Source organism: Paenisporosarcina antarctica (assembly GCF_004367585.1).
Lineage (GTDB): Bacteria > Bacillota > Bacilli > Bacillales_A > Planococcaceae > Paenisporosarcina > Paenisporosarcina antarctica.
In genome coordinates this window covers 2033837-2052271 of record NZ_CP038015.1, presented here as the reverse complement: position 1 = coordinate 2052271, position 18435 = coordinate 2033837, and the positions used below count along the sequence as shown (strand labels likewise).

The 18435-nt window shown below is 37.4% G+C and carries 17 protein-coding genes; all 17 read left to right on the top strand.

Annotated features, from left to right (window positions below):
- Positions 1 to 2 precede the first annotated feature (2 nt).
- The 17 genes from smc to trmFO all read left to right on the top strand — a co-directional run bounded on the left by smc (position 3) and on the right by trmFO (position 18234).
- Positions 3 to 3587: a chromosome segregation protein SMC gene (gene smc / locus E2636_RS10215; RefSeq protein WP_134210103.1), complete on the top strand. Its 3585-nt coding sequence runs from the start codon at positions 3 to 5 to the stop codon at positions 3585 to 3587.
- Positions 3584 to 4579 carry a signal recognition particle-docking protein FtsY gene (gene ftsY, locus E2636_RS10210; RefSeq protein WP_134210102.1) on the top strand — a complete coding sequence of 332 codons (996 nt, stop codon included), beginning with the start codon at positions 3584 to 3586 and terminating at the stop codon, positions 4577 to 4579. The genes smc and ftsY overlap by 4 nt, the downstream gene beginning before the upstream one ends.
- 85 nt (positions 4580 to 4664) lie before the next feature.
- Complete coding sequence (locus tag E2636_RS10205; RefSeq protein WP_017380835.1) at positions 4665 to 5000, top strand: putative DNA-binding protein; 336 nt, start codon at positions 4665 to 4667, stop codon at positions 4998 to 5000.
- Positions 5001 to 5012: 12 nt separating this feature from the next.
- Positions 5013 to 6374 (top strand): signal recognition particle protein, encoded by a 1362-nt coding sequence (gene ffh, locus E2636_RS10200; RefSeq protein WP_134210101.1) that lies wholly within the window; start codon positions 5013 to 5015, stop codon positions 6372 to 6374.
- 104 nt (positions 6375 to 6478) lie between these two features.
- On the top strand, positions 6479 to 6751 hold the full coding sequence (rpsP, locus tag E2636_RS10195; protein WP_017380837.1) for a 30S ribosomal protein S16: 273 nt from the start codon (positions 6479 to 6481) through the stop codon (positions 6749 to 6751).
- Positions 6752 to 6765: 14 nt separating this feature from the next.
- A complete protein-coding gene (locus E2636_RS10190; protein WP_134210100.1) occupies positions 6766 to 6999 on the top strand; it encodes a KH domain-containing protein in 234 nt (77 codons plus the stop codon).
- Positions 7000 to 7228: 229 nt separating this feature from the next.
- Complete coding sequence (rimM, locus tag E2636_RS10185) at positions 7229 to 7744, top strand: ribosome maturation factor RimM (RefSeq protein ID WP_134210099.1); 516 nt, start codon at positions 7229 to 7231, stop codon at positions 7742 to 7744.
- On the top strand, positions 7741 to 8481 hold the full coding sequence (gene trmD, locus E2636_RS10180) for a tRNA (guanosine(37)-N1)-methyltransferase TrmD (RefSeq protein WP_243840616.1): 741 nt from the start codon (positions 7741 to 7743) through the stop codon (positions 8479 to 8481). Before rimM ends, trmD begins: the two co-directional genes overlap by 4 nt.
- A 126-nt stretch (positions 8482 to 8607) precedes the next feature.
- Positions 8608 to 8952, top strand: a complete 345-nt coding sequence (gene rplS / locus E2636_RS10175; protein WP_134210098.1) for a 50S ribosomal protein L19 — start codon at positions 8608 to 8610, stop codon at positions 8950 to 8952.
- Between the two features lie 106 nt (positions 8953 to 9058).
- Complete coding sequence (gene lepB, locus E2636_RS10170; RefSeq protein ID WP_134210097.1) at positions 9059 to 9619, top strand: signal peptidase I; 561 nt, start codon at positions 9059 to 9061, stop codon at positions 9617 to 9619.
- Positions 9620 to 9637: 18 nt separating this feature from the next.
- Positions 9638 to 10501, top strand: coding sequence for a ribosome biogenesis GTPase YlqF (ylqF, locus tag E2636_RS10165; RefSeq protein ID WP_134210096.1), 864 nt, complete (start codon positions 9638 to 9640; stop codon positions 10499 to 10501).
- Between the two features lie 128 nt (positions 10502 to 10629).
- A complete protein-coding gene (locus tag E2636_RS10160) occupies positions 10630 to 11394 on the top strand; it encodes a ribonuclease HII (RefSeq protein ID WP_134210095.1) in 765 nt (254 codons plus the stop codon).
- A 121-nt stretch (positions 11395 to 11515) separates the two neighbouring features.
- Entirely contained in the window at positions 11516 to 12676 is a 1161-nt protein-coding gene (gene sucC / locus E2636_RS10155) for an ADP-forming succinate--CoA ligase subunit beta (protein WP_017380845.1), read from the top strand.
- 18 nt (positions 12677 to 12694) lie between these two features.
- The gene (gene sucD, locus E2636_RS10150; protein ID WP_134210094.1) at positions 12695 to 13597 is read left to right on the top strand and encodes a succinate--CoA ligase subunit alpha; all 903 of its coding nucleotides are present in this window, start codon (positions 12695 to 12697) and stop codon (positions 13595 to 13597) included.
- 229 nt (positions 13598 to 13826) lie between these two features.
- Positions 13827 to 14723, top strand: a complete 897-nt coding sequence (gene dprA / locus E2636_RS10145; RefSeq protein ID WP_134210093.1) for a DNA-processing protein DprA — start codon at positions 13827 to 13829, stop codon at positions 14721 to 14723.
- Between the two features lie 104 nt (positions 14724 to 14827).
- The gene (gene topA, locus E2636_RS10140; protein ID WP_134210092.1) at positions 14828 to 16903 is read left to right on the top strand and encodes a type I DNA topoisomerase; all 2076 of its coding nucleotides are present in this window, start codon (positions 14828 to 14830) and stop codon (positions 16901 to 16903) included.
- 23 nt (positions 16904 to 16926) lie between these two features.
- The gene (gene trmFO / locus E2636_RS10135) at positions 16927 to 18234 is read left to right on the top strand and encodes an FADH(2)-oxidizing methylenetetrahydrofolate--tRNA-(uracil(54)-C(5))-methyltransferase TrmFO (protein WP_134210091.1); all 1308 of its coding nucleotides are present in this window, start codon (positions 16927 to 16929) and stop codon (positions 18232 to 18234) included.
- The last annotated feature ends 201 nt before the right edge of the window (positions 18235 to 18435 follow it).

Below are 18435 nucleotides of genomic sequence, written 5' to 3'. Positions count from 1 at the left end.
TTGTGTTCCTAAAACGACTTGAAGTCATTGGATTTAAATCGTTTGCGGATCGAATTGGCATCGATTTTGTCCAGGGTGTTACTGCTGTAGTTGGACCGAATGGTAGTGGGAAAAGTAATGTTACAGACGCCATTCGATGGGTTCTCGGTGAACAGTCAGCAAAATCATTGCGTGGAGCTAAAATGGAAGATGTGATTTTTGCAGGTAGTGAGTCCAGAAAACCACTTAATTTTGCAGAAGTCACACTCATTCTAGATAACTCAGATCAACGCTTACCATTAGATTACAACGAAATTAGTGTCACGAGACGCGTGTTTCGTTCAGGAGATAGTGAATATTTATTAAATAAACAATCATGCCGTTTAAAAGATATTACAGATTTATTTATGGATTCTGGATTAGGTAAAGAAGCCTTTTCCATTATTTCTCAAGGGCGTGTGGATGAGGTTTTAAATAGTCGTCCTGAAGATCGTCGGTCCATCTTTGAAGAGGCAGCTGGAGTCCTTAAATACAAATTGCGAAAAAAGAAAGCGGAACACAAACTGTTTGAAACAGATGACAATCTTCACCGAGTATTGGATATTCTACATGAACTAGATGATCGTATGGAGCCGCTTCACATACAAGCGTCCTCTGCTACCGATTATTTACGTATGTCTGAAGAATTAAAAGAAGTTGATATAGGGTTAATTGCGTTCGATTTAAATCGTGTTGAAAAGCGATTACATGTTGTTAAACAAGAAATTGATATTTTCGAACAACAACAAAAAGAACTTGAAAACGTCATCGGGAAAATGGAACTTAATCTACAGTCAGTTAGAGGTCAATTGACTGAACATGATTGTTTAATTGATGACGCACAAGAATCGTTAGTTGAAGCTAGTTCGGAAGTAGAACGCTGGGATGGTCGCAAACAATTGATGGCTGAAAAACGTCAAAATATGGACCAACAAATTGAAAAGTTGAGATTAACGATTTCTGAACTCGAAGAAGAAAAGGTTCAGTTAACTATCCAGTTGGAACAAAAGAAGTTGGGGAAGACTAAAACTAGAAATGATTTTCGAAATGTTCAAAATGAAGTTAAACAATTAGAATATTTACTAAAACAATCAAGTGCTGAAATTGAAATAGAAATAGAAGATTATAAATCGACTTATATCGATTTGTTGAACGAAGAAGCTACAGTCAAAAATGACTTGAAACATGTTGAACAACTGCTTCTCCAGCAAGATGAATTCAAAGATAAAGTGACGAATGAATTAGAACAAATCACATTTGACTTAACAAAAGTTAAAAAGCAAAAGATACAATTAAAACAACAGATAGTACAAATTCGAAGTCAAATAGATGAAAAGCTATTTAATTATAAAGAACTTCAACTAACTTTTTCTAAAGAAAAAGATATAGTAGAATCTAAACAGTCGATGTTATACCAAGCGTATCAACTTCAGCAGCAATTAAAGGCGAGGAAAGAATCATTAGAAGCGCTTGAAGCAGACTTTTCAGGCTTCTTCCAAGGTGTTAAAGAAGTATTGGTTGCGCGGGGAAGTGGCAAACTTACTGGTATTACAGGTGCAGTCGCAGAACTTATTCAAGTGAAGCCGACCTATGCAAAAGCTCTTGAAACTGCTCTTGGTGGTTCGATGCAACACATAGTGACAGAGACAGATCAAGATGCGCGAAAAGCTATTGCTTTTTTAAAAAATAAGCAGTCTGGACGAGCAACTTTTTTACCAAAAACGGTCATGAAATCCAGAAAAATTCAATCAGATTCTTTGCGTAGTATAGCGAGTCATCCTTCATTTATCCAAACGGCAGATGAACTCGTTACTTTTGATAATTCTTCAAAATTAATTGTAGACAACTTACTCGGAAATGTAATTGTTGCAAAGGATTTACAAGGTGCTTCAGAAATTGCGAAATCAGTTCAATATCGTTTCCGTGTAGTGACATTAGACGGAGATATTGTCAATGCTGGCGGTTCATTGACTGGTGGTTTTACAAAGCAACAGTCTTCTGTATTTTCAAGAAAAGCTGAATTAGATGAACTTTCACTGAAGTTAAAAGGAATGGATCAATCAATTCAAACAGCTGAAAATCAAGTAACTACTTTAAAAAAAGCAATTGATAATCAATCTGAGCGACTTGAAAGTATGCGAACTGAAGGCGAAGAAAGAAGAGTTCAAGAATTACAATATAGTTCTAATTTACGCGAACTTGAAACGACTTTTAAACGTCTTAATGAAAGAGCGATTATCTCTAATTCTGAAACAAAAGACGTATCAAGTCGTCACCAACAAGCAGAATCGAAAAAGATTCAATCGCAGAAGCGATTACTAGAATTAAAAGAAGAATTAAATAAAATCAATGATTCAATTAATCTTTTAACCAATCTTAAGTCAAAAAATTTAAGTGAACGTGACCAATTAACCGAACAAATGGCTGAACTTCGATTAAGACAAGCCGTATTAACAGAACAAACGAAAGTTGCAGAGCAAACCGTAGCAGAGTTACAAGAAAAAATGCAAAAACTTTCACAAAAACTTGATCATGCTAATAAAGAAATGCTGTGGTATGAATCTGGTGATACTCAACTGGGACCAACGCCTGAAGAGATTGAGAATCAATTGAATCTATGGGTGAAAAAGAAGGAAATATTTGTACACCGTATTGCAAATGGCAAAGAGAAGCGCGCACAAATTCATATACAACTTCAACAAGTTGAACTTCAGTTGAAAAAAAATCAACATTTACACAAACAACAATTGGATGCCTTGAGAGCTTCGGAAATGAAGTTGAATCGATCGGATATTGAAAAAACAACTTTACTTATGCAACTTGATGAAAATTATCATTTAGCAATTGAAGAGATAGAACTTCCGAACATGGATACTTTTGAAGAAGACCTGTCTCGTAAAAAAGTGAAATTGCTCAAACAGTCAATAGAAGAAATAGGTCCTGTAAATGTAGCGTCGATTGAAGAATTAGAACGTGTTTCACAACGTCACTCGTTTTTAACAGAGCAACGTCAAGATTTAATAGATGCGAAAGAAACCTTGTATGGAGCAATCAAAGAAATGGATGAACAAATGACAGCGCGATTTAGTGATACATTCCATGCAATTCGTGCGCAATTTAACCATGTCTTCAGAGAATTATTTGGTGGTGGTCAAGCAGATCTTGTATTGACAAATCCATCTGAAATGCTCGAGACAGGTATTGAAATAATCGCTCAACCTCCTGGAAAGAAACGACAAAATTTAAGCTTACTTTCGGGCGGAGAGCGTGCACTGACCGCAATTGCCTTGTTATTTGCCATTTTAAATATACGTCCAGTACCATTTTGTATATTAGATGAAGTAGAAGCATCACTAGATGAAGCGAATGTCGTTCGCTATAGTCAGTACTTGAAAAAGTTTAGCCATGATACACAGTTTATTGTCATCACCCACCGTAAAGGAACAATGGAAGGTGCGGATGTGTTGTATGGTATTACAATGCAAGAATCTGGAATTTCAAAACTAGTATCTGTAAAAATGCAAGAGGATGAACCGACATTGGTCACACAAGGGAGCGAAAGAGCTTGAGTTTCTTTAAAAAAATGAAAGAGAAATTTACAATAACGAGTGAATCAGTTTCTGTTACCGAGAAATTTAAAGATGGTTTAGCAAAAACACGTAACCAATTTACTTCGAAAGTAAATGATTTAGTCGCTAAATACCGTACAGTGGATGAAGACTTCTTTGAAGAGTTAGAGGATTTATTACTTCAAGCGGATGTTGGGGTTGAAACTGTTATGGAATTAATGGATGCACTGCGTTTTGAAGTGCAACGTAAAAATATGAAAGACACAGCAGGTATTCAATCTGTCATTTCTGAGAAGTTAGTCGAGATTTATGAAGCTGGTGAAGAGGAATCGAACGAACTTCTTATTCAAGAAAATGGATTAACCGTTATTTTATTCGTAGGAGTAAATGGGGTTGGGAAGACAACAACTATTGGGAAATTATCACATCGCCTAAAACAACAAGGGAAAACCGTGATGTTAGCAGCTGGTGATACATTCCGAGCAGGTGCAATTGAGCAATTGCAAGTATGGGGAGATCGTGTAGGTGTCGAAGTCATTAAGCAATCTGAAGGTTCTGACCCTGCTGCAGTTATGTATGATGCTGTACGTTCTGCAAAAAGTCGTGGTGTAGATGTATTAATCTGTGATACTGCTGGTCGCTTGCAAAATAAAGTAAACTTAATGAATGAATTACAAAAAATTCACAGAGTAATTGAACGAGAAGTACCAGGTGCACCTCACGAAGTGCTCCTAGCGCTAGATGCAACAACAGGTCAAAATGCATTGGTTCAAGCAAAAGCATTTAAAGAGGCTACGGATGTTACAGGTATTGTCTTAACAAAGCTTGACGGTACAGCAAAAGGTGGAATCGTCTTGGCGATTCGCAACAAACTTCACATCCCTGTGAAATTTGTAGGACTAGGTGAGAAAATGGATGATTTGCAACCTTTCGATACTGAAAAATATGTATATGGATTATTCGCAGATGGAATAGAACAAGAAGAAAATTAATTTAACTAGACAAGTAAAAATGCTTGACGCATTATTGAATGCTCGATATGATACAGGTAGAGAACTTTAGGTGGGAGAAATCATAATGTTACTTGAAAAAACGACACGTATGAATTTTCTTTTTGATTTTTATCAGTCTTTACTGACAGATAAACAACGAAGTTATATGCATCTTTATTATTTAGATGATCACTCCCTTGGTGAAATAGCTAACGAATATGGTATTTCTAGACAAGCTGTCTATGATAATATTCGCCGTACTGAAGCTATGTTAGAAGAGTATGAAGATAAACTACGATTATTAGAAAAATTTCAGCAACGTCAAGTTGTAATGAATCAATTGCAACAAGTGATTTATGCCGAACCAGTCATTAAAGAGCGAGCATATGAACTGATTATGATGTTAAAAGAATCGGATTAGGGGGCTGCACGTATGGCATTTGAAGGATTAGCCGAGCGGCTGCAAGGAACGATCCAACGCATTAAAGGTAAAGGTAAAGTTTCTGAAGCAGACGTAAAAGAAATGATGAGAGAAGTTCGTTTTGCTTTAATCGAAGCAGACGTTAACTTGAAAGTTGTCAAAGAATTCGTCAAAAAAGTAAGTGAACGTGCTGTTGGCGCAGATGTTATGAAAAGTTTGACACCTGGTCAACAAGTTATCAAAATCGTAAAAGACGAGCTAACAGAATTAATGGGTGGCGATCAAAGTCCAATTCAATTTGCCAACAAACCACCTACTGTTATTATGATGGTCGGCTTACAAGGTGCTGGTAAAACGACCACTACTGGTAAATTAGCAAATATTTTACGCAAGAAATATAATCGGAATCCATTATTAGTGGCTGCTGATATTTATCGCCCAGCTGCCATTCAACAGCTACAAACTATCGGAAAACAATTATCATTCCCTGTTTTCTCGCTAGGGACAGATGTATCCCCAGTGGAAATTGTCCGACAAGCACTTGAAAAGGCAAAAGAAGACCATAATGATGTTGTAATCATTGATACAGCTGGGCGTTTGCACATCGATGAAGCACTCATGCAAGAATTGAAAGATATTCGCGCATTAAAAGAGCCTGATGAGGTATTTTTAGTCGTTGATTCAATGACAGGACAAGATGCTGTTAATGTCGCACAAAATTTCAATGAAACAGTCGGCATTACGGGTGTTATTTTAACAAAACTTGATGGTGATACACGTGGTGGTGCCGCTTTATCCATTCGTTCAGTTGCTCAAAAACCAATTAAATTTGTTGGGATGGGCGAAAAAATGGATGCACTTGAAGCGTTCCACCCAGAACGAATGGCATCTCGAATACTTGGGATGGGTGACATGTTGTCGCTGATTGAAAAAGCGCAAGAAAATGTTGATGAAGAAAAAGCAAAAGAACTTGAAGAGAAATTCAGAACACAAAGCTTTACGTTTGATGATTTTATTGATCAACTGAACCAAGTGAAAAAAATGGGTCCTTTAGAGGACATTATTAAAATGCTACCAGGTGCAGGTAAAATCAAAGGGTTAGAAAATGCTAAAGTTGATGAAAAACAGATGGGGCGCATGGAAGCCATTATTTATGCAATGACTCCTCAAGAGAAAACGACGCCTAGTATCATAAACTCAAGTCGTAAAAAACGCATTTCAAAAGGCTCTGGTACATCTATTCAAGATGTGAACAGATTGCTTAAGCAATTTGAAGACATGAAGAAAATGATGAAACAAATGACGAACATGCAGCAGGGGCAAAAAGGTAAGAAAAAGATGAAAATGCCAGGTTTGGATTCTCTTTTTAAATGATTTTTTAATTAAATTTAGAGGTGTTAAGAAAAAACACTTTACAAACAATTAAATCCTTGATAATATATTATCTTGTGTGAAACTATTCGGAGGTGCTATTTAAAATGGCAGTTAAAATTCGCTTAAAACGTATGGGAGCTAATAAATCTCCTTTTTATCGTATTGTTGTAGCTGACGCTCGTGCTCCACGTGACGGCCGTCAAATCGAAACAGTGGGTACTTACAACCCATTAACAAATCCAGCAGAAGTTAAAATCAACGAAGAATTAGTGTTGAAATGGATGTCAAATGGTGCAAAACCATCTGATACAGTACGTAACTTGTTCTCTCAACAAGGAATTATGGAGAAATACCATAACGCAAAAAACAGTAAGTAATCGGGGGCAGCATGATGAAGCAGCTGATTGAAACAATTGTTAAACCATTAGTTGATTATCCGGAAGAAGTTCGAGTTGAACTCGACGAAAATGCAAACCGTATTGTCTACAAACTATCTGTCAATGCTGAAGATATGGGGAAAGTAATTGGTAAGCAAGGACGAGTTGCGAAAGCAATTCGTACTATTGTTTATTCAGCAGCAAGCAGCCACCACAAAAAGAAGACGTATATTGATATACAAGATTAAGATGAAAAGGAGGGAGCTCATGGTTCCTTCCTTTTTTGTACATTAAAATGATAGATATTCCGCTTTGAGCCCTTCTCGGATGGTCATGAAGCCATTATGGCATACTGGCTTCGGACACTAGAACAGTCTAGTGTCTTTCCGACACGATGTCGGGTAATTAGACTTCCGTCCACCGTCAGAGTCGAGCTAGAGTGTTGCTTTACGCTTTTCTAATAAAGGAGTGATTTTATTGAATTGGTATAATGTGGGTAAGATTGTGAACACACACGGGATTCTTGGAGAAGTTCGTGTTATTTCGACTACAGATTTCCCGGAAGAACGCTATGCTATTGGTAACAAGCTATCTTTATTTTTAGGAGATACTAAAACACCTCTTGTGTTAACAGTAACAAGTCATCGTCAGCACAAAAACTTTGATCTATTGAAGTTTGAAGGATTTTTGACGATTGAAATGGTACAAGGTTTTCGCAATGGAATCTTAAAGGTTACTGAATATCAATTGTCTGATTTAGAAGGCGACGAATATTATTTCCATGAAATTATGGATTGCACTGTTTATGACCTAGTTGGTCAAGAAATTGGTGTTGTAACTGATATTTTGCAAACTGGGGCAAACGATGTTTGGACTGTTACTCCAACAAAAGGAAAAGCTCATTACATTCCTTATATTGAAGATGTAGTAAAAGAAATCGATATTGATAAAAAGAAAATAGTTATTGAGGTCATGGACGGTTTATTGTCATGATAAACATTCATGTGTTGTCGTTGTTTCCGGAGATGTTTAATGGTGTTTTCGGATCATCGATTTTAAAAAAAGCACAAGAAAAGCAAGCAGTTTCACTTTCAGTAACTGATTTCCGTGCGTATTCGGGCAATAAGCACCATCAGGTTGATGATTATCCTTATGGTGGGGGTGCAGGTATGTTATTAAAAGCGGAGCCCTTATTCCGAGCCGTAGAGGCATTAACTACAACATCTACTAAACCTCGAATTATTCTAATGTGTCCACAAGGTGAGAGATTTACACAAGCAAAAGCAGAAGAACTAGCTCAAGAAGAAGAACTGATTTTTTTGTGTGGACACTATGAAGGTTATGATGAACGAGTGAGAGAACATTTGGTGACGGATGAAATTTCAATTGGCGATTTTGTTTTAACTGGTGGAGAACTAGGAGCAATGACAGTAATCGATAGTGTTGTTAGATTACTACCTGGAGTCCTTGGAAACGGTGAGTCACCTGTGCAAGATTCATTTTCGACAGGATTACTTGAACATCCTCAGTATACAAGGCCTGCAGAATTTAGAGGAATGAAAGTGCCCAGTGTATTGCTTTCTGGAAATCATGCGCATATTGATCAGTGGCGTAGACAACAATCTTTATACCGAACCTGGAGTAGACGTCCCGAGTTGTTACTAAATACCGAACTAACGCCTACTGAACAAAAGTTGATTGCTCAATGGGAAAAAGAAACTAACATTTAAATTGCCTTGCTTGATTTAAAGAAATATGATACAATTTACACTGTACTTCTATGTGAAGTGCCGAATTACGGTGTTCCGCTGCAGCCATAGTCGCTGGCACGAGCATCTGTCTAAGGAGAGAAAACTATGCAAAACATTATTTCTGAAATTACTAAAGATCAACTTCGTACGGATCTTCCTGAATTCCGTCCTGGTGACACTGTGCGTGTACACGTAAAGGTCGTTGAGGGAACTCGTGAACGTGTCCAATTGTATGAAGGTGTTGTTATTAAACGTCGTGGAGGCGGAATTAGCTCGACTTTCACAGTTCGTAAAATTTCTTATGGAGTAGGTGTTGAACGTACATTCCCTGTACACACACCAAAAATTACTCAACTAGAAGTTCTTCGTCGTGGTAAAGTACGTCGTGCGAAATTGTATTACCTTCGTGAACTACGTGGTAAAGCAGCTCGTATTAAAGAAATTAGATAATATTTTTAAAATCAGAAAGGGGGCTTGGAAATCAAGCTCTCTTTCTTTTTGCTTGTCTTTAAAAATGCTTGTACAATAAGTGTAATTGAAGCTAGGAGGCAACAAGATGGAACAAACCAAAAAAGAGAAGAATGAATTTTGGGAATGGACAAAAGCATTGCTTATCGCATTTGGACTTGCCTTTTTCATCCGGTATTTTTTATTCACACCAATTGTAGTAGATGGTGAATCAATGATGCCAACTCTTGAAAATGGAAACCGCATGATTGTAAATAAGATTGGCTATGAAGTTGGAGAACCTGATCGCTATGATATTGTCGTCTTTCATGCACCTGAGCAAAAAGATTATATAAAACGAATAATTGGTTTACCAGGAGATCATGTTGCCTATGAAAATGATCAATTATATATAAATGGGAAACCACAACCTGAGCCTTATTTAGAGCCTTATAAAAGTGAGATTAATGAAGGTACTTTAACAGAAGATTTTACACTTGAAGAACGTACTGAAATGACAGTAATTCCTGATGGATACGTGTTTGTCATGGGTGATAATCGAAGATATAGTAAAGACAGTAGACTTATTGGTGTGATTTCAATGGAGGAAATAATAGGCAGTACTAGCCTTATTTTTTGGCCACCAAATGAAATGGGACTTGTTAAGTAACACAGGAGGAGATAAGACATGACCATACAATGGTTTCCGGGTCATATGGCGAAAGCCCGCAGAGAAGTTACGGAAAAATTAAAGTTAGTTGATATTATTTTTGAATTAATAGATGCAAGATTGCCGCTTTCTTCAAGAAACCCAATGATTGATGAAGTAATTGGGCAAAAGACAAGGTTATTAATATTAAATAAAGCTGATATGGCAGATGATTTTGAAACGAAGAAGTGGATACGCTATTTTGAAGACCATGGCCATCGTGCAGTAGCTATTAACTCATTTGAAGGTAGAGGGTTACAGCAAGTAACAAACGCAGCAAAAGAACTGTTAGCTGAAAAATGGGAGCGTATGCGTTCTCGTGGAATTAAACCTCGTGCAATACGTGCGATGATTGTTGGAATTCCAAACGTTGGGAAATCCACATTAATCAATCGTTTGGCTAAGAAAAATCTGGCGAAAACAGGGAATACGCCCGGAATAACCAAAGCACAACAGTGGATTAAAGTAGAGAAAGAACTTGATCTTTTAGATACACCTGGTATATTGTGGCCAAAGTTTGAAGATCAATCAGTAGGCTATAAATTAGCGTTAACAGGTGCAATTAAAGATACAATTATTAACATGGAAGATTTGGCAGTATACGGCTTGCATTTTTTGGCGGAAAACTATCCGAAACGTTTGGAAGAACGCTATAAAATAACTGAAGTAGATGAAGAATTAGTGAAAACCTTTGATCACATTGGAAAACTTAGACGTGTTTTTTCGGGTGGCGGGGAAATCGATTACGAAAAAGTAGCTGAACTTATAGTGCGTGATATCCGGGGGCAACATCTTGGGAAATTGACTTTTGATATTGTTGAAGAGCTGGTTTCAACCTCTTAAGAAAAGGAAAAGTGCCATCTAGCTCGTTACTTGAAAAAACGAATAGTAGCTAATCTCTTAAAACAATAGCCTTTTTTGCCTTCGGGTAAAAAAGGTTTTTTCATGAAATAATAAAAGAGGTGAAAAGTATGGAAACAATAAAAGTAATAGGAGAAAAGCTTAAACAAACTTCAAATCACAATGAATGGACGAATAAACTAACAAATGACAGTCGCGCAGGTGTACAAAAGTTAGTCACGTCTTGGAAAAAACGAATGGAACAGGAAAAACAACTTCAATTGAATCATTTAGAAAAAATCCATTTTGATGATAGTTATAAGAATAATAAAATGGATTTAGTTGCAGGTATTGATGAAGCGGGGAGAGGACCTCTTGCTGGACCAGTAGTAACAGCAGCGGTCATATTTAGAGAGTATCCAATTGAACTCACTGGAATTAATGATTCCAAGCAATTGTCGCGTTTAAAGAGAAATAATTACGCAGAGATAATAAAGAAATATGCACTCTCTTATTCAATACATATTCAACCAGTTGAACAGATTGATGAACATAATATATATCAAGCGACCAAAGCCTCAATGACGCAAGCTGTCAAAAGTCTATCGTTAGAACCTAATATGCTATTAGTTGATGCAATGACACTTCCACTCCCAATTACCCAACATTCTATTATTAAGGGGGATACACAAAGTTTAGCAATTGCTGCTGCATCGATATTAGCCAAAACGACACGTGATAACTTAATGATTGAATTCGACAAAGTCTATCCTGAATATAACTTTGCGAAAAATGCTGGATACGGGACGTCAGACCACTTAGCTGCTTTAAAACAATATGGTGCAACAATTATTCATCGAAAAACCTTCGAACCTGTAAAATCTATGAGTCGATAAAAATTCCGAATATATATTGTTTATAACAAACTTATAGTCTTATGTGGACTTTGTTTGGAAGGTTTAATACAATGGTTAAGGTAGTAAATTACTTGACTGAAGTTTGATTGGAGGATTTTAGATGAATATCCATGAATATCAAGGTAAACAACTCCTCAGACAATATGGTGTTTCTGTGTCAACTGGAACAGTTGCTTTTTCTCCTGAAGAAGCAGTAAAAGCTGCAAAAGAATTAGGCACAGACATTGTCGTGGTGAAAGCTCAAATTCACGCAGGTGGTCGTGGTAAAGCTGGCGGTGTTAAAATCGCGAAGAATTTAGATGAAGTACGAGCGTATGCGAAAGAACTTCTAGGCAAAGTCCTGGTTACACATCAGACTGGTCCAGAAGGAAAAGAAATTAAGCGTCTTCTTGTTGAAGAAGGATGCGACATTAAGAAAGAGTACTACTTAGGTTTAGTACTTGACAGTTCAACTTCTCGTGTAACTCTTATGGGTTCTGAAGAAGGTGGAGTAGATATCGAAGAAGTTGCTGATGCAACTCCTGAAAAAATCTTTAAAGAACTAATTGATCCAGTTGTTGGATTAACAAGCTTCCAAGCTCGTCGTATGGCATTCAAAATGAATATCCCTGCGAAATTAGTAAACAAAGCTGTGAAATTCATGCTTGGTTTGTACAAAGTGTTTGTCGAAAAAGATGCAGCAATCGTAGAGATTAATCCCCTAGTTGTAACTGGTGGCGGAGATGTTATGGCACTTGACGCGAAGTTTAACTTCGATGCAAATGCTTTATACCGTCATAAAGACATTTTAGAATTACGTGACTACGATGAAGAAGATGCAAAAGAAATCGAAGCGTCTAAATATGATTTAAGCTATATTTCTTTAGACGGCAACATCGGATGTATGGTTAACGGTGCTGGACTAGCTATGGCTACAATGGATACGATTAGCTACTACGGCGGATCACCCGCTAACTTCCTTGACGTTGGGGGCGGCGCTACAGCTGAAAAAGTAACGGAAGCATTCAAAATTATTCTTTCAGATAAAAATGTTAAAGGTATTTTCGTTAACATCTTTGGTGGAATTATGAAATGTGACGTTATAGCTGAAGGCGTAATCACTGCTGCTAAAGAAGTTGGATTACAAGTACCTTTAGTTGTTCGTTTAGAAGGAACAAATGTTGATCTTGGTAAGAAATTATTAAATGAATCTGGCTTAAACATTATTGCGGCTGGCTCTATGGCTGATGGCGCGCAAAAAATTGTTGAACTTGTAGGCTAAGAAAGGCAGGGACAAAAGATGAGCGTGTATATTAATAAAGATACAAAAGTACTTGTACAAGGTATCACGGGATCAACTGCTCTTTTCCATACAAAGCAAATGCTAGAGTATGGCACGAAAATCGTGGCTGGTGTTACACCAGGTAAAGGCGGTACTGAAGTTGAGGGTGTACCCGTTTTTAATACAGTAGAAGAAGCTGTGAAAGCAACTGGCGCTAACGTGTCCGTTATTTATGTTCCAGCACCATTCGCTGCAGATGCTATTCTTGAAGCAGTAGATGCTGATTTAGATATGGCAATTTGTATCACTGAACATATTCCTGTTCTTGATATGGTAAATGTAAAACGCTATATGGAGGGCAAGAAAACGCGTTTAGTCGGACCAAACTGCCCAGGTGTTATTACACCTGACGAATGTAAAATTGGTATCATGCCAGGATACATTCACAAAAAAGGTCATGTAGGCGTTGTTTCACGTTCTGGAACACTTACTTATGAAGCAGTACACCAACTTTCTGAAGAAGGTATTGGACAAAGTACAGCTGTAGGTATCGGTGGAGACCCAGTTAACGGAACGAATTTCATAGATGTATTAATGGCTTTCAATGCCGATCCAGACACATATGCTGTAGTTATGATTGGTGAAATCGGCGGAACTGCTGAAGAAGAAGCTGCAGAGTGGATTCAAGCTAACATGACGAAGCCAGTAGTAGGATTTATTGGTGGACAAACTGCTCCAGAAGGTAAGCGTATGGGCCATGCCGGTGCGATTATTTCTGGCGGTAAAGGTACAGCAGCTGACAAAATCAAAGCAATGAACGCTGCAGGAATGCAAGTTGCAGCTACTCCATCTGTTATTGGTGAAACATTAATCAAAGTGATTAAAGAAAAAGGCTTGTACGATGCGTGTAAAACACATTAAAATAGAGAGAAGCGGCACATCTACCGATGTGTCGCTTCTTTTTTAAAGGAATGAGAATTCATAATATTCAAGAATCTTATTGTAAGATTCCAACTAGCTCAAAATGCCATCTCGCACCTCCGTTTCACAACTGGTATTACTCGTTGCACAAGTAACCTTTCTCTTGCATCGGAGTCAGAGGCGATCTAAAGTGGCATTTTGCGCTTTTCTAATATAAAGGAGGAAAGGTATGGATAATCAATCATTTCACCATCGGTTACTGGCGCTTCATTACGTAATGCCAATTCCACTTAATCGCTTGAAGCCCCTACTTCAAGTTGATCCTGATTTAGAAAAATGTGAACGTATGAACATCCATCAACTATCTCAGTTACTGAAACTGACCTATGATCGTGCCCAAAAGTTTAAAGTTGCATATGTAAAAGCGCTTGGAACCCCCCTTATTCAAGCGTACAAGACGAACAACATTACACCACTCCCATTTAATCATCCCAATTACCCAAAACAATTAAGCACACTGTATGATCCGCCAACCATTCTTTATGCGAAAGGCTGTTTAGATTACTTATTAATGAATTACTTTGTTGCAGTTATCGGTGCAAGAGATGCAACAGATTACTCTAAAGATGCGATGGCATACATACTGCCACCTCTAGTTAAGCATGATATGGTTATTGTTAGTGGACTAGCAAAAGGTGCAGATGCAATGGCTCATCAGTTAACTCATGAACTCGGTGGGAAGACCATTGGTGTATTAGGACATGGTCATTTTCACCGGTATCCTAAAGAAAATCTACTACTTTACAATATTATGGAAAAGCATCATTTAACTCTATCGGAATACCCACCTTATGTTACTTCTCAAAAGTGGCATTTTCCTATGAGAAACCGCATAATAAGTGGACTCTCTCAAGCAGTCGTCGTTACGGAAGCGAAAGAAAAAAGTGGTACAGTTATTACACTTCAACATGCTTTAGATAATGGGAAAGATGTCTATTGTGTACCAGGACCCATTACATCTATGTTATCTCTAGGACCCAATCAGTCTCTTCTAGAAGGTGCTAAACCAGTTTGGAATGGCTTTCAAATTGTAGAAGAATTACAAAGTAGATTATTTCAAAAATGACTTTGAAATGAAAAATGGTTGCAATATTATAGAAACTGTTATACATTTTGCAACAGGTATTTCTTTTATTAATATATAAGGAACCTCTATAAGGAGGCACATACATGTCGGATTTTTTAGTGATTGTGGAATCGCCAGCCAAAGCGAAAACGATAGAACGTTACCTTGGCAAAAAATATAAAGTGAAAGCATCACTTGGCCATGTTCGTGATTTACCACGTAGTCAAATGGGTGTAGATGTTGAAAATGATTATACACCGAAGTACATCACGATTCGTGGTAAAGGCCCAGTTTTACAGGAATTAAAATCAGCAGCTAAAAAAGCGAAGAAAATATATCTCGCAGCCGATCCAGATCGCGAAGGTGAAGCAATTGCTTGGCATCTCGCGAACTCATTGAATATTGATATCGAATCAGATTGTCGTGTAGTTTTTAATGAAATAACTAAAGAAGCGATTAAAGAATCGTTTAAAAATCCTCGTCCTATAGATATGGACCTAGTTGATGCTCAACAAGCTCGACGAATTTTGGACAGACTTGTTGGATACAATATTAGCCCGATTTTATGGAAAAAAGTCAAAAAGGGTCTTTCAGCTGGTCGAGTTCAATCAGTTGCCTTGCGATTAGTTATTGATCGTGAAAATGAAATAAAAAATTTCCAGCCAGAAGAATATTGGACAATAGAAGGAAGTTTCGAAAAAGGAAAAAAATCCTTTGACGCTCTATATTTCGGTAATGGTGCTGAAAAAATAAAGCTTACAAATGAAGACCAAGTAAAAGAAATCTTAACAAAACTAAAAGGAGACAAGTTTGAAGTTACAAGTGTTATTAAAAAAGAACGTAAACGTAATCCAGCACTGCCCTTTACAACTTCTTCTCTTCAACAAGAAGCAGCAAGGAAGTTAAACTTCCGCGCAAGAAAAACAATGATGCTCGCTCAGCAACTCTACGAAGGATTAAATATAGGAAAAGAAGGAATCGTTGGTTTAATTACGTATATGCGTACGGATTCTACTCGTATATCTGATACTGCGAAAAAAGATGCTCAGTCATATATAGAAGGTGAATACGGGAAAGAATACGTAAACACTTCCACAGTAGTAATTAAGCAGTCTAAGAAATCTCAGGATGCACATGAAGCGATACGTCCTACTAGTGCATTACGATCACCTAATCAACTTAAAACTATTCTTTCAAAAGACTTATTACGTTTATATAAGCTGATTTGGGAACGTTTCCTAGCAAGTCAAATGTCTTCTGCTTTACTTGACACAGTCACAGTTGATTTAACAAATGAAAATGTAGTTTTCCGTGCAAATGGTTCTCAAGTAAAATTCCCTGGTTTCATGAAATTATATGTTGAAGGTAACGATGATCAAACCGAAGAGAAAGATCGAATTTTACCTGAAATGGAAAAAGGCGATTTCGTCAAGAAGCTTGATATCGATCCAAAACAACACTTTACCCAACCACCTCCACGTTTTTCCGAGGCCAGACTCGTTAAAATATTGGAAGAGTTAGGTATAGGTCGACCGTCAACTTATGCGCCAACACTTGATACAATTCAAAAACGCGGTTATGTAACAATGGAAGCGAAACGTTTTATTCCAACAGAACTTGGTGGAATTGTACATCAGCTTGTTTTAGAATTTTTCCCTAAAATTATAGACATTGAGTTTACTGCCCAGATGGAAAAAGACCTAGATAGTGTTGAAGAAGGACAAGAAAAATGGGTTCATATTATCGATAAATTCTATTTGGACTTTGAAAAAAATGTGACATATGCAGACAAAGAAATGGAAAAAGTCATTATTAAAGATGAACCAGCTGGAGAAGATTGCGAAAAATGTAATTCTCCAATGGTCTTTAAATTAGGACGCTATGGAAAATTCATGGCATGTAGCAACTTCCCAGAATGTCGGAACACAAAAGCAATTGTGAAAAATATCGGCGTGAAGTGTCAAACATGTAAAGAAGGCGAAGTTGTAGAACGGAAGAGTAAAACAAAACGTATTTTTTATGGTTGTGACCGCTACCCTACGTGTGAATTCGTGTCATGGGACAAACCAATTAGTCGACCTTGTCCAAAGTGTAGCGAATTATTAGTAGAAAAGAAATTGAAAAAAGGCATTCAGATTCAATGTACAAAATGTGATTATAAAGAAGATACACAAGTTTGATAAATAGAAGGTTGGTGTAAAAATTGACAGTTGTCAATGTAATTGGAGCAGGCCTTGCTGGAAGTGAAGCCGCGTGGCAAATCGCAAAAAAAGGTGTTCGAGTTCGATTATTCGAAATGAGACCAATCAAACAAACGCCAGCTCACCACACGGACAAGTTCGCTGAGCTTGTTTGCTCAAATTCTTTACGTGCGAACACATTAACCAATGCAGTCGGCGTAATTAAAGAAGAAATGAGAATGTTAGATTCAGTAATTATGAAAGCCGCGGATCAATGTGCTGTTCCAGCAGGAGGAGCTCTCGCTGTTGACCGTCATGAGTTTGCGGGCTATGTAACTGAACGTGTAAAAAATCATCCGCTGGTTGAAGTGTTTAATGAAGAAGTTACTGAAATTCCTGAAGGCATCACAATAATTGCCACGGGACCATTAACTACTCCAGCTTTAGCAGAGAAAATTCAACAACTCACAGGTCAAGAATATTTATACTTTTATGATGCAGCAGCTCCAATTGTTGAAAAAGACAGCATCGATATGGACAAAGTGTATGTGAAATCTCGCTATGATAAAGGAGAAGCAGCTTACATTAATTGTCCGATGACAGAACCGCAATTTGACCGTTTCTATGATGCTCTTATTTCTGCCGAAGTCGTGCCATTAAAAGAGTTTGAAAAAGAAATTTATTTCGAAGGGTGTATGCCATTTGAAGTTATGGCTGAACGCGGGAAAAAGACGTTATTATTTGGCCCAATGAAGCCAGTAGGTCTTGAAGATCCAAAGACTGGGAAAATCCCATATGCCGTAGTACAGCTTCGTCAAGATGATGCAGCGGGTACGTTGTATAACATTGTTGGTTTTCAGACACATTTAAAATGGGGTCCTCAAAAGGAAGTTGTGCAGCTAATTCCTGGTCTAGAAAATGTAGAAATTGTTCGATACGGTGTAATGCATCGCAACACATTTATTAATTCACCAAGAGTATTAAAACCAACATATCAATTGAAAAATAATGATCAAGTGTTCTTTGCGGGACAAATGACAGGTGTAGAAGGATATGTTGAATCAGCTGGAAGTGGCTTGTTAGCAGGCATTAACGCTGCAAAATTAGCACTTGGGGAAGAGCTATTAGTGTTCCCAGAAGAAACAGCACTAGGCAGTATGGCTAGATACATTACTGAAGCAGATCCAAGGAACTTTCAACCAATGAACGTCAACTTTGGCTTGTTTCCTAATTTACCACATCGCTATAAAACGAAAGAAAAGCGAGGGCAAAAACAAAGTGATCGAGCACTCGCGACAATTCGGAATTTTATGAATTCACATTCGATATAATTGCTGAAAGCCTCTAATTGTTGTTATAATTTAGAGGCTTTTTATTTTGTCTCTAATTTAAATTTACACGATTCATTTTTTATAGTGTTTTCCTAACAAGCTGTTTAAGTCAGTATCCGGCTCTGCTATAGAAACTCGTTGAAACAGATAATTCCAACGTCTGAATCAGTATATCTATGACTTCTACGCTTTTTAGTGTCA

What these genes read in the sequence shown, in the direction of transcription:
- sucD (WP_134210094.1), top strand. Translation starts at nt 12,695, where the DNA reads ATGAGCGTGTATATTAATAAAGATACAAAAGTACTTGTACAAGGTATC.
- sucC (WP_017380845.1), top strand. Translation starts at nt 11,516, where the DNA reads ATGAATATCCATGAATATCAAGGTAAACAACTCCTCAGACAATATGGT.
- topA (WP_134210092.1), top strand. Translation starts at nt 14,828, where the DNA reads ATGTCGGATTTTTTAGTGATTGTGGAATCGCCAGCCAAAGCGAAAACG.
- E2636_RS10190 (WP_134210100.1), top strand. Translation starts at nt 6,766, where the DNA reads ATGAAGCAGCTGATTGAAACAATTGTTAAACCATTAGTTGATTATCCG.
- ylqF (WP_134210096.1), top strand. Translation starts at nt 9,638, where the DNA reads ATGACCATACAATGGTTTCCGGGTCATATGGCGAAAGCCCGCAGAGAA.
- trmD (WP_243840616.1), top strand. Translation starts at nt 7,741, where the DNA reads ATGATAAACATTCATGTGTTGTCGTTGTTTCCGGAGATGTTTAATGGT.
- lepB (WP_134210097.1), top strand. Translation starts at nt 9,059, where the DNA reads ATGGAACAAACCAAAAAAGAGAAGAATGAATTTTGGGAATGGACAAAA.
- ffh (WP_134210101.1), top strand. Translation starts at nt 5,013, where the DNA reads ATGGCATTTGAAGGATTAGCCGAGCGGCTGCAAGGAACGATCCAACGC.
- rpsP (WP_017380837.1), top strand. Translation starts at nt 6,479, where the DNA reads ATGGCAGTTAAAATTCGCTTAAAACGTATGGGAGCTAATAAATCTCCT.
- E2636_RS10160 (WP_134210095.1), top strand. Translation starts at nt 10,630, where the DNA reads ATGGAAACAATAAAAGTAATAGGAGAAAAGCTTAAACAAACTTCAAAT.
- dprA (WP_134210093.1), top strand. Translation starts at nt 13,827, where the DNA reads ATGGATAATCAATCATTTCACCATCGGTTACTGGCGCTTCATTACGTA.
- E2636_RS10205 (WP_017380835.1), top strand. Translation starts at nt 4,665, where the DNA reads ATGTTACTTGAAAAAACGACACGTATGAATTTTCTTTTTGATTTTTAT.
- rplS (WP_134210098.1), top strand. Translation starts at nt 8,608, where the DNA reads ATGCAAAACATTATTTCTGAAATTACTAAAGATCAACTTCGTACGGAT.